This window comes from Hydrogenophaga sp. H7, from assembly GCF_002025745.1.
GTDB lineage: Bacteria > Pseudomonadota > Gammaproteobacteria > Burkholderiales > Burkholderiaceae_C > Hydrogenophaga > Hydrogenophaga pseudoflava.
In genome coordinates this window covers 171291-186033 of the sequence record NZ_MCIC01000018.1, presented here as the reverse complement: position 1 = coordinate 186033, position 14743 = coordinate 171291, and the positions used below count along the sequence as shown (strand labels likewise).

Sequence of the window (14743 nt, the reverse complement as noted above, 5' to 3'; positions counted from 1 at the left end):
CTCACGCCAGGAAGTTTTCGATCAGCTGTGCCAGTTCTTCCGGCTGGTCGTGGTGCAGCATGTGGCCCGCGTCGTCGATGTGGGCTTCGGTGAGCCGGGGCACATGGCGCAGGCGCTCGCGGTACTGCTCCAGCGTGAACCGGCCCTTCCACCACTGGCCCAGGCTGTCGTCGCCGGCCGTCACCGAGAGCACCGGCGCACTGATCCGCTCGTACAGCGCGAGCGCCTCGGGCACCTGGTAGAGGTGGGCGTTGACCACCTTGTGCGCCGCGTCGCCCAGGATGGTCCAGCGCCCCTGGGCGTCGGGTGCGGCCCACTGGCGGGCCAGCCAGTCCGCCTTGTCTTGTGTCAGGCGCGGGTTGGTCTTCATCAGCCGGCGCGCCACACCCTCGGCGCTGTCGTAGGACTTGAGGTCCATCTCGCCACGGTGCAGCGCCTTGAGTTCGTCGATCCACTGGGCGTAGCGGCCGGGCGCCTGGGCGGGGCGGGTTTCGGGCATGCCGAAGCCTTCGAGGTTGACCAGGCGGCGGATGCGCTCGGGCCGAACGCCCGCGTACATCATGGCCACATTGCCGCCCATGCTGTGGCCCACCAAGTCCACCGCCTGGCCGGGCGCGAGCGCGTCGAGCAGGAAGTCCAGGTCGGCCAGGTAGTCGGGGAACCAGAAGTTGTCGGCCGGAGGTCCGTCGCCGATGCCCGACTTGGTGAGGCCGTAGCCGCGCCAGTCGGGCGCCAGGATCCAGCGCGGCGTGCGCAGCGCATCCACCATGAACTGCCACGAGGCCGCGACGTCCATCCAGCCATGCACCAGCACCAGCGGCGGTTCACCGGCCACCGGTGTGCCCCATTCGCGCACGTGGTAGGACAGGTGGCGCACGGGCACGAAGCGGCTGCGGGAGGCGTTCAGGGCTTGATACATTCGATCCATCATAAGGAACGAGACGGAGACACGCGATGCGGCAGCGTCAACACAGCGACACCCACAAACCCCGCCCGCAGGCCGATGGCTACGCCGATCTGCACCGGCGTTTCGGCTGGAAGGTGCCGAGGCACTTCAACATGGCCGAGGTCTGTTCGCGCCGCTGGGCGGCTGACCCCGCCACGGCCTCGCAGACGGCGGTCATCGCCTGTTCGCCCGACCGTGAGGACCGTTACCACGGCTATGCCGAGCTGCAGGCGCAGGCCAACCGGCTGTCCAACGCGCTGCAGGCGCTGGGTGTGCGCCGCGGCGACCGTGTGGCCATCGTGCTGCCGCAGCGCTTCGAAACCGCCGTGGCCTACATGGCGGTGCTGCAGATGGGCGCGGTCGGCATGCCGCTGTCGCAGCTGTTCGGCCCCGAGGCGCTGGAGTTCCGCCTGCACGACAGCGAGGCCGTGGTGGCCATCTGCGACGCCAGCACCCTGCCGGCGCTGCAATCGGTGACGGCGCAGTGCCCGCTGCTGCGCAGCGTTATCGCGGTGGAGGCCGGGGCGCCTGGTGTGCTCGACTGGTCGGCGTTGCTGGCGCAGGAGCCGGCCTCCTTCAACCTGGTGAACACCTTGGCCGAAGAGGCCGCGGTGCTGATCTACACGAGCGGCACCACCGGCAACCCGAAAGGCGCGCTGATTCCTCACCGCGCGCTGATCGGCAACCTCACCGGTTTCGTCTGCAGCCAGAACTGGTTCGGTTTTGACCCGTTCGATGCGTCGGTGCCCTCGCAGGCGGTGTTCTGGTCGCCGGCCGACTGGGCCTGGACCGGTGGCCTGATGGACGCGCTGCTGCCCACGCTGTATTTCGGCCGCCCCATCGTTGGCTTCAACGGCCGCTTCGCGCCACAGACCGCGTTCGAGCTGATGCAGCGCCACGGCGTCACCCACACCTTCCTGTTCCCCACCGCGCTCAAGGCCATGATGAAAGCCTTCCCGACGCCGCGCGGACAGTGCACGCTGAAGCTCGAAGCCATCATGAGTGCGGGCGAGGCGGTGGGCGACGCGGTGTTCGCCTACTGCCGCGAGCAGCTGGGTGTGACCGTCAACGAGATGTTCGGTCAGACCGAGATCAACTACATCGTCGGCAACTGCGCGCGGCTGTACCCCGCGAAGCCGGGCAGCATGGGCAAGGGCTACCCGGGTCACCGCGTGGCGGTGATCGACGAGGAAGGCCACGAGTGCCCGGTCGGCGTGCCGGGCGATGTGGCGGTGCACCGGCTCGACATCCACGGCGACCCGGACCCGATCTTCTTCCTGGGCTACTGGAAGAACGAGGCGGCCACAAAAGCCAAGTTCACCGGTGACATGGCGGACAGCTGGTGCCGCACCGGCGACCTCGCGGTGCGCGACGCCGACGGCTACCTCTGGTACCAGGGCCGCAGCGACGACGTGTTCAAGGCCGCCGGCTACCGTATCGGGCCCAGCGAGATCGAGAACTGCCTGGTCAAGCACCCGGCGGTGGCCAACGCCGCGGTGGTGCCCAAGCCCGACCCCGAACGCGGCGCGGTGGTCAAGGCCTATGTGGTGCTGACCCCGGGCACCACCGGCGACGAGGCGCTGGTCGCCAGCCTTCAGGCCCACGTCAAGGGCAAGCTCGCGCCCTACGAGTACCCCAAGGAGATCGAGTTCGTCGACGCCCTGCCCATGACCACCACCGGCAAGGTGCAGCGGCGCGTGCTGCGCCTGAAGGAGGAGGAGCGGGCGCGGGAACGCGCAGGACAGCGTGGGCTTTGATTCGCTTCTAAACTCGCCGGCTGTCTCGCGTTTCCACCCTTTCCAGAACCACCCATGAACCACGTCACCCTCGGCCAGAGTGGCCTGTCCGTCACCCCCATCTGCCTGGGCACCATGACCTTTGGCGAGCAGGTGAACGAGGCCGACGCCCACGCCATCCTCGACCGCTCGCTGGCGCGCGGTGTCAACTTCATCGACGCCGCCGAGATGTACTCGGTGCCGGCCAGGGCCGAGACCTGCGGCTCCACCGAAACCATCATCGGGAACTGGTTCGCCAAGAACCCCGGCGCGCGGCAGAAGGTGGTGCTGGCGACCAAGGTCGCCGGCCCGGCGCGCGGGATGCCCTGGATTCGCGGCGAAGTCAGCAAGGCCGGGATCATCGAAGCCTGCGAAGGCAGCCTCAAGCGCCTGCAGACGGACGTCATCGACCTCTACCAGATCCATTGGCCAGCGCGCAACGTGCCGGCGTTTGGCGCGATCTACTTCGATCCGGCCAAGGACCGGCCCATGCCGTCCATCGAGGTGCAGCTCGAAGCCATGGCCGAGCTGGTCAAGGCCGGCAAGGTGCGCGCCATCGGCCTGTCCAACGAGTCGCCCTACGGCGTGCACGAGTTCGTGCGCATCGCCGAGCAGATGGGCCTGCCGCGCGTGGCCACGGTGCAGAACCCGTACTGCCTGATCAACCGCGCCTACGAAAACGGCCTGGACGAAACCTGCCACCGCCTGGGGGTGTCGCTGCTGGCCTACTCGCCGCTGGGCTTCGGCCTGCTGACCGGCAAGTACGACGAAACCGGGCTGGTCGGCAACCACGGCCGCATGGCCCTGTTCGACAGCATGAAGGCGCAGCGTTGGGGCAGGCCTGAGGCGTTGGCCGCCGCGAAACGCTACAACGCGCTGGCGCGCGAACACGGCCTGACGCCGGCCCAGCTGGCGCTGGCCTTCTGCTACCACCACCCCAAGGTGGCCAGCACCATCATCGGCGTGACCTCGGTGACACAACTGGAGCAGTGCCTGGACGCGTGGGACACCACGCTCTCGCCCGAGCTGCTCAAGGCCATCGACACGATCCGCTGGGAGCTGCGCGACCCGGCCCAGTGATGGCGAAGAAGAGCTACGTCAGTGAAACGCCCGCCGCCGCCTGGCTCAAGGCCCACGGCGTGGTGTTCACCGAGCATCCCTACGAGTACCTGGAGCACGGCGGGGCCCAGCACAGCGCGGCGGTGCTGGGCTTCGACCCGTTCGCGGTGGTCAAGACGCTGATCATGCAGGACGAGGCGGCGAAGCCGCTGGCCATCCTGATGCACGGCAACCGCACAGTGTCCACCAAGAACCTCGCTCGGCAGATCGGCGCCAAGTCGGTCGAGCCCTGCAAGCCCGAGGTGGCCAACCGCCACAGCGGCTATCTGGTGGGCGGCACCTCGCCGTTCGGCCTGAAGCGCGACATGCCGGTCTACGTGGAGTCGACCGTGCTCGAATTGCCGAAGATCTGGATCAACGGCGGGCGCCGCGGCTTTCTGGTCGGCATCGATTCCGCCGTGCTCGTGGGGCCGCTGGGCGCGAAGCCGGTGCAGTGCGCGCTGGCAGAATAGTTGCCCGCGCCGCCGCCGTGCGGCGTCAACAAGGACGTCGAACGTGGAATTCCTGACCCCCGCCATCGCCACCGTCGTGGCCTACCTGATCGGATCGCTGTCGTTTGCCGTGGTCGTCAGCCGCCTCATGGGGCTGCAGGACCCCCGCACCTACGGCAGCAAGAACCCGGGCGCCACCAACGTGCTGCGCTCGGGCAGCAAGAAGGCGGCCATCCTCACGCTGCTGCTGGACGCGCTCAAGGGCTGGGTGCCGGTGGTGGCCGTGAAATGGTGGGGCGAGGCCTGGGGCCTGGGCGATGGCTCGGTGGCCCTGGTCGGGCTGGCGGCCTTCCTGGGTCACCTCTGGCCGGTGTTTTTCCGATTCGAGGGCGGCAAGGGCGTGGCCACCGCGGCGGGCGTGATCATCGGCTTCAACCCCTGGCTGGGGCTGGCCTCGCTGCTGACCTGGGTGATCGTGGCCTACGCGTTCCGCTATTCGTCGCTGGCGTCCATGGTCACGGCCATCTTCGCGCCCACGTTCTTCCTGTTCGGCAACCACGTGGCCTGGACCGCACCGTCGACCCAGGTGCTGGCGCTGGCGCTCATGGCCCTGCTGCTGATCTGGCGGCATGCGGAAAACATCAACCGCCTGCTCGCAGGCAAGGAAAGCAAGCTGGGAGCGAAGAAGTCATGAGCCACGACACCACCCGAGAGATTCAGCGCCACGGCATGGCCGCGCGCTACAGCGAAGCCGCCGTGTTCAACGGCGTGGTCTACCTCGCCGGCATGGTGCCGGAATGCGAGGCCACCGACATCCGCAGCCAGACCGCCGACGTGTTGGCCCAGGTCGAGCAACGGCTGAAGGAAGCGTGCAGCGACAAGTCGCGCATCCTGCGCACGCAGATCTACCTGACCGACATCCGCGAGATCGGGGCCATGAACGAGGTCTGGGACGCCTGGGTGGTGCCGGGCACCGCGCCGCCCCGGGCGACGGTGCAGGCCGCGCTGGCCGACCCGGTGTGGAAGATCGAGATCGTCGTGACCGCGGCGCAGGTCTAGAAACGTTTCTCCAGCGTCAGCTGGTCGTTGTTCTTCTGCATCTGGAAGCGGTTGAGGAAGCTGTTGCCCAGCAGCACGAAGGGCATGGGCTGTGGCGAGACCACGGCGTCCACGTCGTAGGCCACGACATCGCCCACCCGCACCGACGCCAGACGGATCAGGTAGCCAGTGGACAGGCCATTGGCGGTGCTCATCTGGATGCGGCGCCCGTGGTCGTACTTCAGGTTGATGCGCCGGGCTTCGGCCGCCCCGAGGGCGACGGTGGTGGCGCCGGTGTCCACCAGAAACTTCACCGACTTGCCGTTGATCTGGCCATCGGGCAGGAAGTGGCCGCTGGGGTCGGCGGTCAGCACGATGCGCTGTCCTCCCCCGTCCGAACGCCCGTTGCCGACGCTCACCGGCGCCGCGCCCACCTGCAACACGTGTCGCTGGCCCTGGATGTCCACGGTGGCCGAGTCACCATCCACCGACAGGAGCTTCACTCCCTGGTGTGTCTGTCCGGCGACCAGGAACTTTGGTGCAGCGCCGTCGACCACGAGCAAGGCCTTCTGCCCGGACACGCCGGACAGTGCCACCTGTGGTGAGGTCTGGGCGGCCGCCTGACCCGCGAGCAGGGTCAGGAGCAGGGCGGTCGACACGGCGTGAAAGACGGGCTTCGTCGACATGCATCCCCACGTGGTGAGTATCAGCGGCCGCTGCCGACCGCCGAATAGATATCGGTGTGGCGGTTGTCCAGGAAGGAGCGCAGCTTGACCGGCGCGCTCTTGCAGTTGTCCGTGTTGCGCGCCGCATCGTTGCCGGCCCGTGTTTGAAGGGACTGCTCCAGCAGGGCGACGATGTCGCTGACACCATCGGCACGCTCGCGCGTGGTGGTGTACTTCTCGATCAGCCGGTCGGCGGTGTTGATCGCCGCTGCGTGCTGCTGGCGCCACTCGCTGTAGACCTGCTCGATGCCGGCCACATGCGCGGCCGCGTGGGTCTTGCAGAACTCGATGCCTTTGCGCATGCCCAGATCAAGCCCTGCGATCTTGAGGGCCGCCATCAGCCGGTCCCTTTCTTCGGGTGTCTTGAATCGTTTGTCCAGAGGCTGGGTCAGATCGACCGGGGGGCTGTTGCCAGCTTTCGGCGCCTGCAGCGGCTGGCTTCCGGGACCACATTCGCTGTCCTGGAAGATGGTGGCGCCATCCGGGGCCTTGCACTTGAAGACAGCGGCGAGAGCCGGCCCGCCGAGCATCAGCGGTATTGCCAGGACCAGCGCCGGGACAGGACAGAAGGGGCTGCGCATGAGGCGAGGGAGCCGGTGTCGCTCAGTCGCGGAAGTTGTTGAAGCCCAGCGGCAGTTCCTTGAGTTCGCTGCGGATCAGGGCCATCGCCGCCTGCAGGTCGTCGCGCTTGGCGCCGGTCACGCGCACCGCGTCGCCCTGGATCGCGGCCTGCACCTTCATCTTGCTGTTCTTGATGGTCTGCTGGATCTTCTTGGCGTCTTCGCTGGCGATGCCATTGCGCACCTTGACCACCTGCTTGACCTTGTCGCCGCCGATCTTCTCGACCTTGCCGATGTCCAGGAAGCGCACGTCGACGTTGCGCTTGGTCATCTTGTTGCGCAGGATGTCCTCGACCTGCTGGAGCTGGAAGTCGGCGTCGCCGAACAGGGTGATTTCCTTGTCTTTTTCCTTGAGCTCGATGCCGGCGCTGGTGCCCTTGAAATCGAAGCGCGTGCCGATCTCCTTGGCCACCTGGTCGACCGCGTTTTTCACTTCCACGAAATCGGCTTCAAGAACGGTGTCGAAAGAGGGCATGAGTGGTACTCCCGGATGCGTGAATGAGACAATCCATGGATGTTAGTCGAGAACAATGTCGCCCTCCAGCCGATGAACACCTTCGGCATCGCCGCGCGTGCGCAACGCCTCGTTCGTCTGCGCTCCGTCGATGATCTGCTCGGCCTGATGGCCAGCCCCGACTGGCGGCAGCCGTCGGCGGAACACCCGGTGTTCGTGCTGGGCGGCGGGAGCAACCTGGTGCTGACGGGAGACCTCAAGGCCCTGGTTCTCAAGGTGGAGATCGCCGGGCGGCGGCTGGTCGAAGAAACGGACAAGGGCTGGCTGGTGGAGGCCGGCGGCGGAGAGGGCTGGCACGACTTCGTGCACTGGACGCTGGAGCAGGGCTGGCCGGGGCTGGAGAACATGGCGCTGATCCCGGGCACGGTGGGGGCGGCGCCGGTGCAGAACATTGGCGCCTATGGCGTCGAGCTGCAGGACCGGTTCCACTCGCTGGACGCGATGGACCTGGAGACCGGGCGGATGTTTTCGCTGGATGCGGCCCAGTGCGGTTTCGGTTACCGCGATTCGGTGTTCAAGCACGCACCCTCGGACGAGCGCAGTTTTGGCCTGAAAGGTCGTGCACTCATCACGCGGGTGCGCTTCTGGCTGCCCAAGCCCTGGAAACCGGTGCTGGGCTATCTGGACCTGGAGCGCAAGATGGACGAGACGGGCATCCGCCAGCCCGATGCGCGCCAGATCTTCGACTGGGTGGTCGCGATCCGCCGCGCCAAGCTGCCCGACCCGGCCGTCATCGGCAACGCCGGCAGCTTCTTCAAGAACCCGACGGTGACGCCCGAGCAGTGCGCCGACATCATCGCGCGCGATCCGAAGGTGGTGCACTACCCGATGGATGACGGCAGCATCAAGCTGGCCGCCGGCTGGCTCATCGACGCCTGCGGCTGGAAGGGCAAGACCATGGGCCATGCGGGCGTGTACGACAAGCAGGCGCTGGTGCTGGTCAACCGGGGGGATGACGAGCACCCTTGCACCGGTGGCGAGGTGATGACCCTGGCCAAGGCGATCCAGACCAGCGTCTACGAGCGCTTTGGCATCCGGCTGGAGCCGGAACCAGTCGTCATCTGAAGTCTTCGATTCTTTGCGTGCCCACGGCGGTGCCGGGGTGGGGTGCTGCAAAGCGAAGTAAAGGAGGAGGCGGCCGCAGGCCGCCGGGGGACATGAGCGGCGCAGCGCCGCACCCCGGCACCGCCCGCTCCACGAAGTCAGATCACTTCCCGCCTTCGAGCTTGAAGATCTCCGACGTGCCGTCGCCCATCGACAGCAGGCCGGTGTGGGCGTAGATGCCCAGCTTGGCGCGGGTGTCGGTGATGTCCAGGTTGCGCATGGTCAGCTGGCCGATGCGGTCCAGCGGGCTGAACGGCGCGTCTTCCACCTTTTCCATCGACAGGCGCTCGGGCGCGTAGGTCAGGTTGGGCGACTCGGTGTTGAGGATGGAGTAGTCGTTGCCGCGGCGCAGCTCCAGCGTCACTTCGCCGGTCACGGCGCGGGCCACCCAGCGCTGGGCGGTTTCGCGCAGCATGATGGACTGCGGGTCGAACCAGCGGCCCTGGTACAGCAGGCGGCCGAGCTTGAGGCCGTTGATGCGGTACTGCTCGATCGTGTCCTCGTTGTGGATGCCGGTGACCAGTCGCTCGTAGGCGATGTGCAGCAATGCCATGCCCGGGGCTTCGTAGATGCCGCGGCTCTTGGCTTCGATGATGCGGTTCTCGATCTGGTCGCTCATGCCCAGACCGTGGCGGCCGCCGATCTCGTTGGCCTTGAGGAACAGCTCGACCGGCGAGGCGAAGGTCTGGCCGTTGAGGGCGACCGGCTGGCCTTCCTCGAAGCGGATCGTGACCTCTTCGGCCTTCACTTCCACCTCCGGCTTCCAGAACGCCACGCCCATGATGGGGTTGACGATGCGGATGCCGCTGTTGAGGTGCTCAAGGTCCTTGGCCTCGTGCGTGGCGCCGAGCATGTTGCTGTCGGTGCTGTAGGCCTTCTCGACCGACATCTTGTAGTCGAAGCCGTTGGCGATCAGGAACTCGCTCATTTCCTTGCGGCCGCCCAGCTCGTCGATGAAGCGCTGGTCCAGCCAGGGCTTGTAGATCTTCAGGCTCGGGTTGGTCAGCAGGCCATAGCGGTAGAAGCGCTCGATGTCGTTGCCCTTGAAGGTGCTGCCGTCGCCCCAGATGTGGACGTCGTCCTCCTTCATGGCGGCCACCAGCATGGTGCCGGTCACGGCGCGGCCCAGCGGGGTGGTGTTGAAGTAGGTGATGCCGCCGGTGCTGATGTGGAAGGCGCCGCATTGGATGGCGGCAATACCTTCGTGCGCCAGCTGCAGGCGGCAGTCCACCAGGCGGGCTTTTTCAGCGCCGTAGGCCATGGCCTTGCGCGGGATCTCTTCGTAGTCGCTCTCGTCGGGCTGGCCGAGGTTGGCGGTGTAGGCGTAGGGCAGGGCGCCCTTCTGCTTCATCCACAGCAGGGCGGCGGAGGTGTCCAGGCCGCCGGAGAAGGCGATGCCGACTTTCTGCTGGGCGGGCAGGTTCTGAAGAATGGTGGCCATGTGTGTGCTCTCTTTGGGATCGGCCGCGGATCAGCCGAAGTGGCAGATGTAGTGGTAGGCCTCGGTCACGCGGATGTCGAAGCTGCTGTTGCCGGGCACGCTGAACTTGTCGCCCGGGCCGGACTTGATCCAGGCATCGGTGCCGGCCAGCTTGTACTCGCAGCCACCGGCCACGCATTCCATGATCTCGGGCGCGCCGGTGTTGAAGGTCAGGGTGGCGGGCAGCACCACGCCGACCGACTTTTTGGTGCCGTCGGGGAAGGTGATGCCATGGCTGACGCACTTGCCGTCGAAGTAGACATTGGCCTGGGTGGTGACGGCAACGCCGTCGATGCGCGAGGTGGTCATGAGGAGGGTCCGGAAAAAGAAACGGGCGCCGAACGGCGCCCGGGCAACCAGTAATTTTAGTGGACCACGTCCAACGCACCTGCGATGTGGTCGGCCGGATGACTCTGCCGGTATTCTGTCCAGCCCGTCCCAACCAAGGCACACGCTCGTGAACCACACCATCGTGATCATCGGCTCCGGCCACATGGGCGCTGGCATCGCTGCCATCTTCAGCGCCGCTGGCCACACCGTGGTGCTGCTCGGCCGCGATGTGGCCCGATTGCAGGCCCGGCTGCCCGCCATCGGCGCACTGGCCGCGACGCTGCAGCCGGTGCATCCACCCGGTCCCTTGTTGGCCGCCGACCTGAACGAATGGAACGACTGGGGCGGCGTGGCCCTGGTCATCGAAACCATCAGCGAGGACCTGGCCGCCAAGCGCGCCCTGTTCGCCGACCTTGACCACCGCGTGCCGCCGCACATTCCCATCGGCAGCAACAGTTCGGGTTATGGCATCGACGAGATGACCGAGGGTCTGGGCACCACCGATCGCATGCTCAACGTGCACTACTCCATGCCCGCGCACATCGTGCCCATGGTGGAGGTGGCGATGGGTTCCAGGACGAGCCTGCCGCTGGCCGAAGGCGTGTGCCGCCTCATCCAGGCCACCGGCAAGAAGACCACGCTGATCAGGCAGTACATCCCCGGCCTGCTCATCACGCGCCTGCAGCACGCGCTGATGCGCGAAGCCCTCTCGCTGGTGGATCGTGGGCTGGTCACCCCGCAGGACATCGACGACGCGGTGCGCTTCGGCTTCGGTTTCCGCTTCGCCGCGCTTGGCCCCATGGCGCAGAAAGAAATGTCCGGATGGGACACACACGTCGCCTCCGGCGCGTCGGTCTACCCCAGCCTGTCGAACATCAGCACCCCGCCGGCCTGCGTGGCCGATCTGGTGAGGCAGGGTCGCACCGGCATGAAGAGCGGCGCGGGGTTTGAGGAGTGGACGCCCGACGAAGTGGCCGCGTTCAGGCAGCGGTACGAGGCGCGCTTGCAGGCGGCGTTTGCGGTGCTGGGGGTTGCGCCTGACTGAGTCAGGCAGCGCGCCGCACCATCATTTCCTTGATCTTGCCGATGGCCAGTGCCGGGTTCAGACCCTTGGGGCACACATCGGTGCAGTTCAGGATGGTGCGACAGCGGAACAGGCGATAGGGGTCGTGCAGGTTGTCCAGCCTTGCTCCGGTGGCCTCATCGCGACTGTCCACGAGAAATCGGTAGGCCTGTAGCAGGCCAGCAGGGCCAACGTACTTGTCCGGGTTCCACCAGAAGCTCGGGCACGCGCTCGAACAGCAGGCGCACAGAATGCATTCGTACAGGCCGTTGAGTTCTTCACGGGCTTGGCTGGACTGCAGTCGCTCCCGGGATGGTGGCGGCGACTCGGTCATGAGCCACGGCTTGACCGAGTGGTACTGCTTGAAATATCCGGTCATGTCGACGAACAGGTCGCGCACCACCGGCAGCCCAGGCAGTGGCTTGAGGGTCACGGTCTGCGGCAAGGTCGTCATGTTGGTGAGGCAGGCCAGCCCGTTCTTGCCATTGATGTTCATGGCGTCTGAACCACAGACACCCTCGCGGCAGGACCGGCGGAAGCTCAGTGTCGGGTCCATGGCCTTGAGTCGGATCAGGACATCCAGCAGCATCCGGTCGCCCGGATGCACGTCGATCTGGTAGCGCTGCATGCGCGGCGCTACATCCTTGTCCGGGTCGTAGCGGAAGATGTTGAAGACCCGCATGAGCCGTTCCCTCAGCCAGCCTGCTCGGACTGGAGGCGGTCCGCGTGATCCACCAGGTGGCGCATCTGGTCTTCCGAATGGATGGTGAGTGAGTGAGCTGTGCAGCCTGGCCGAGTGGAGAGGTCGCTGGCCATTTCACGGCATTGTGCCGTTTTATGGTGTCCGCACAAGCCTGCCCGTGCGCTGACGCTTCTTGCGCATCCTGCGACTGGCTGGCGGCCAGCAGGTGCGGCGCCAGCCCTCAGAACAGCACGCGGCTGCGCAGGGTGCCCGGCACGCGCGCCAGCTCGGCCAGCGCCAGCTCGGAGTGCGCAGCGTCGATGTCCATCACCACGTAGCCCACGTCGTCGCGCGTCTGCAGGTACTGCGCCGAGATGTTGATTTGGTGGTTCGAAAAAATGCGGTTGATGCCGGAGAGCACGCCGGGCACATTGCGATGGATGTGCAGCAGGCGGTGTTTGCCGGGGTGCGCGGGCAGGGCCACCTCGGGAAAGTTGACGGCCGAGGTGGTGGTGCCGTTGTCGCTGTACTTGACCAGCTTTTCCGCCACCTCGATGCCGATGTTCTCCTGCGCCTCCAGCGTGGAGCCGCCGATGTGCGGCGTGAGGATCACGTTGTCCAGGCCGCGCAGGGGCGATTCGAACGTGTCCTTGTTGCTGTGGGGCTCTTCGGGGAAGACGTCGATGGCGGCTCCGAGCAAGGACTGGTTTTGCAGCGCGCTGGCCAGCGCGTCCACCTGCACCACGGTGCCGCGCGAGGCGTTGATCAGCACGGCGCTGGGCTTCATGCGCGCGATCTGGGCGGCGCCGATCATCCATTGCGTGGCGGGCGTTTCGGGCACGTGCAGGCTCACCACGTCGGCGGTGGCCATCAGCTCGTCCAGGCTGGTGAGCGGTCTGGCGTTGCCCAGTGGCAGCTTGGTCGCGACGTCAAAAAACACCACCTGCATGCCCAGCGCTTCGGCCAGCACCGAGAGTTGCGTGCCGATGGCGCCATAGCCCACGATGCCCAGTGTCTTGCCGCGGATCTCGAACGAGTTGCTGGCCGATTTCAGCCAGCCGCCGCGGTGCGCCACGGCGTTCTTTTCGGGGACTCCGCGCATCAGCAGGATGGCTTCGGCCAGCACCAGTTCGGCCACCGAACGGGTGTTGGAGAAGGGGGCGTTGAACACCGCGATGCCGCGTTCGCGCGCCGCGGCCAGGTCCACCTGGTTGGTGCCGATGCAGAAGCAGCCCACGGCGGCCAGGCGGTGGGTGTGGCTCAGCACCTCGGCGGTGAGCTGGGTGCGCGAGCGGATGCCCAGAAAGTGCACGTCGGCGATCTTGGCCTTGAGTTCATCGTCGGGCAGGGCCCCTGGAAGGCTCTCGATCTGGCTGTAGCCCGCCGCGCGCAGCACCTCGACGGCCGAGGGGTGAATGCCTTCCAGCAACAGGAAGCGGATCTTGCTCTTGTCGGTCGAGGTTTTCGGGCGAGGCGGTGGAGTCTGGGGCGTCGTGGTGCTTGCATTCATGGCTGATGAATGTAGTCACTTCTTTCGCTGGCGCCCTCTTCGCGGCTCATACCCCTCAGCCGGTTGCGGGTAGGCCCGTCACGCGGTCCGCGCCCGCCCACCTTTCTCCGCCCAGGTCCGCGTCCAGCGCACCTGCATCTTGCGCATCACACCCAGCATCAGCAGCGAAAACACGGCCAGCACGATGAAGCCGGTGAGGAAGCTGTCGGTGTTCTGTTTGGACTGGCCCATGAGCATGGGCACCAGGCCGCCGCCGAGGGCGCCGATCTCTCCGATCATCGAGCCGGCCACGGCGGTGGAGGTGGGCCAGCGCAGCGGTACCAACTGAAACAACGCACCGTTGCCCGCGCCCAGCGCAGCAAAACACACGATGAGCAGCAGGGTGGTGAGCACGATGGACTGCGAGGACAGGCCCACGCCGACCAGCGCCGCGGCCACCACCACCAGCACCACGGTCAGGGTGTTGACACCGCCCCAGTGGTCCGAAATCCAGCCGCCGAAGACGCGCACTGCGGCGCCCATGAAGGCGGCGAGCATGGTGAGCTGGCCGGCCTGCACCTTGCTCACGCCGAACTGGTCGTAGTAGTAGGTGGGCAGAAAGGTGGTGATGCCGATGAAGCCGCCGAAGGTGACGACGTAGATCAGGCTGAACACCCAGCCGTCCTTCTCCAGCAGGCAGGCCAGGTGGTCTTTCAGGTTCGCATGTTCGTCGCGGTCGGGCGGTTCCTTGGCCATGAAGGCCACCACCAGCATGGGCACGAAGGAGGCGAGGGCGGCGAAGCCGTACACCGTCTGCCAGCCGAACGTCTGCGCCAGCGGCGGCGCGAGCAGCGCGGCCACGGCGGTGCCCACATTGCCCGCGCCCACGAGGCCCATGGCCAGTCCCTTGTATTTCGGCGGGTACCAGCCCGCGCCCAGCGACATGGCCACGCCGAAGCTGGCGCCGGCTACGCCCAGCAGCAGCGCCATCTTCAGCAGGTCGTCGTAGCTGTGCACGAAGAAGTAGCCGAAGGCCATGGTCAGCGTGATCAGGCTCAGCTCGACCAGCGTGGCGGTCTTGCGGCCCACGTACTGCGCCAGCAGGCCCAGGGGGAAACGCATGATGGCGCCGGCCACGATGGGGATGGACAGCAGCAGGCCCTTCTGAGCGGCGGTGAGGTTGAACTCCTCGCTGATGAAGGGGGCCATGGCGCCGTTCATCACCCAGATGACGAAGGAGAACATCAGGTAGAAAAAGGCGGCGAACAGCGTGGGCGTGTGGCCACTTTGGAGGAACGAGCGGAATCCGGCCATGGTCGTGGTCTGTGGAGTGGGGCGGGGTGGATGCACCACGGCCGCAGGCCACCCGGGCGGGCGCTGCGGTCGCGGAGGCGCCTGTTCACCGCGAACGCGGCGTGGCGCAGAGA

16 protein-coding genes are annotated in these 14743 nt (G+C 66.6%); 7 read left to right on the top strand and 9 right to left on the bottom strand.

The features are described from left to right. Nucleotide 1: 1 nt before the first annotated feature. A complete protein-coding gene (locus BC358_RS18555) occupies nucleotides 2-919 on the bottom strand; it encodes an alpha/beta fold hydrolase (protein WP_079366970.1) in 918 nt (305 codons plus the stop codon). 35 nt (nucleotides 920-954) lie between these two features. On the opposite strand from BC358_RS18555, the gene BC358_RS18550 reads away from it, so the two are divergent. Genes BC358_RS18550 through BC358_RS18530 form a run of 5 tightly spaced genes read left to right on the top strand, consistent with a single transcriptional unit; the run spans nucleotide 955 to nucleotide 5330 of the window. Then, nucleotides 955-2703, top strand: a complete 1749-nt coding sequence (locus BC358_RS18550; RefSeq protein ID WP_079366969.1) for an acyl-CoA synthetase — start codon at nucleotides 955-957, stop codon at nucleotides 2701-2703. 54 nt (nucleotides 2704-2757) lie between these two features. Then, nucleotides 2758-3801 (top strand): aldo/keto reductase, encoded by a 1044-nt coding sequence (locus BC358_RS18545; RefSeq protein ID WP_079366968.1) that lies wholly within the window; start codon nucleotides 2758-2760, stop codon nucleotides 3799-3801. Then, nucleotides 3801-4292 carry an aminoacyl-tRNA deacylase gene (locus BC358_RS18540; protein ID WP_079366967.1) on the top strand — a complete coding sequence of 164 codons (492 nt, stop codon included), beginning with the start codon at nucleotides 3801-3803 and terminating at the stop codon, nucleotides 4290-4292. Before BC358_RS18545 ends, BC358_RS18540 begins: the two co-directional genes overlap by 1 nt. A 43-nt stretch (nucleotides 4293-4335) precedes the next feature. Beyond that, complete coding sequence (gene plsY / locus BC358_RS18535; RefSeq protein ID WP_066149927.1) at nucleotides 4336-4965, top strand: glycerol-3-phosphate 1-O-acyltransferase PlsY; 630 nt, start codon at nucleotides 4336-4338, stop codon at nucleotides 4963-4965. Next, nucleotides 4962-5330 (top strand): RidA family protein, encoded by a 369-nt coding sequence (locus BC358_RS18530; RefSeq protein WP_079366966.1) that lies wholly within the window; start codon nucleotides 4962-4964, stop codon nucleotides 5328-5330. Before plsY ends, BC358_RS18530 begins: the two co-directional genes overlap by 4 nt. Here BC358_RS18530 and BC358_RS18525 read toward each other — a convergent pair. Genes BC358_RS18525 through BC358_RS18515 form a run of 3 tightly spaced genes read right to left on the bottom strand, consistent with a single transcriptional unit; the run spans nucleotide 5327 to nucleotide 7129 of the window. Then, complete coding sequence (locus BC358_RS18525; protein ID WP_079366965.1) at nucleotides 5327-5995, bottom strand: TIGR02281 family clan AA aspartic protease; 669 nt, start codon at nucleotides 5993-5995, stop codon at nucleotides 5327-5329. The genes BC358_RS18530 and BC358_RS18525 overlap by 4 nt on opposite strands. Nucleotides 5996-6015: 20 nt before the next feature. After that, nucleotides 6016-6615, bottom strand: coding sequence for a hypothetical protein (locus BC358_RS18520; RefSeq protein ID WP_143434365.1), 600 nt, complete (start codon nucleotides 6613-6615; stop codon nucleotides 6016-6018). A gap of 22 nt (nucleotides 6616-6637) precedes the next feature. Beyond that, on the bottom strand, nucleotides 6638-7129 hold the full coding sequence (locus BC358_RS18515; protein ID WP_079366963.1) for a YajQ family cyclic di-GMP-binding protein: 492 nt from the start codon (nucleotides 7127-7129) through the stop codon (nucleotides 6638-6640). Nucleotides 7130-7168: 39 nt separating this feature from the next. Here BC358_RS18515 and murB point away from each other — a divergent pair, with 39 nt between their 5' ends. Next, a complete protein-coding gene (gene murB, locus BC358_RS18510) occupies nucleotides 7169-8233 on the top strand; it encodes a UDP-N-acetylmuramate dehydrogenase (RefSeq protein ID WP_079366962.1) in 1065 nt (354 codons plus the stop codon). 142 nt (nucleotides 8234-8375) lie between these two features. Here the strand turns inward: murB and argG are convergent, their stop codons facing one another. Together argG and BC358_RS18500 are read right to left on the bottom strand one after the other, a co-directional pair. Next, the gene (argG, locus tag BC358_RS18505) at nucleotides 8376-9713 is read right to left on the bottom strand and encodes an argininosuccinate synthase (RefSeq protein ID WP_066149945.1); all 1338 of its coding nucleotides are present in this window, start codon (nucleotides 9711-9713) and stop codon (nucleotides 8376-8378) included. A gap of 30 nt (nucleotides 9714-9743) precedes the next feature. Continuing rightward, nucleotides 9744-10061 (bottom strand): pyrimidine/purine nucleoside phosphorylase, encoded by a 318-nt coding sequence (locus BC358_RS18500; protein WP_066149948.1) that lies wholly within the window; start codon nucleotides 10059-10061, stop codon nucleotides 9744-9746. A gap of 148 nt (nucleotides 10062-10209) precedes the next feature. On the opposite strand from BC358_RS18500, the gene BC358_RS18495 reads away from it, so the two are divergent. Then, complete coding sequence (locus tag BC358_RS18495) at nucleotides 10210-11127, top strand: 3-hydroxyacyl-CoA dehydrogenase NAD-binding domain-containing protein (RefSeq protein ID WP_256861578.1); 918 nt, start codon at nucleotides 10210-10212, stop codon at nucleotides 11125-11127. Between the two features lies 1 nt (nucleotide 11128). On the opposite strand, the gene BC358_RS18490 is transcribed toward BC358_RS18495, so the two are convergent. The 3 genes from BC358_RS18490 to BC358_RS18480 form a co-directional block, all read right to left on the bottom strand. After that, a complete protein-coding gene (locus BC358_RS18490; RefSeq protein WP_079366960.1) occupies nucleotides 11129-11827 on the bottom strand; it encodes a succinate dehydrogenase iron-sulfur subunit in 699 nt (232 codons plus the stop codon). A 241-nt stretch (nucleotides 11828-12068) separates the two neighbouring features. Further along, nucleotides 12069-13337, bottom strand: a complete 1269-nt coding sequence (serA, locus tag BC358_RS18485) for a phosphoglycerate dehydrogenase (protein ID WP_079366959.1) — start codon at nucleotides 13335-13337, stop codon at nucleotides 12069-12071. Between the two features lie 78 nt (nucleotides 13338-13415). Further along, nucleotides 13416-14630 (bottom strand): nitrate/nitrite transporter, encoded by a 1215-nt coding sequence (locus BC358_RS18480; protein WP_079366958.1) that lies wholly within the window; start codon nucleotides 14628-14630, stop codon nucleotides 13416-13418. Nucleotides 14631-14743 lie beyond the last annotated feature (113 nt).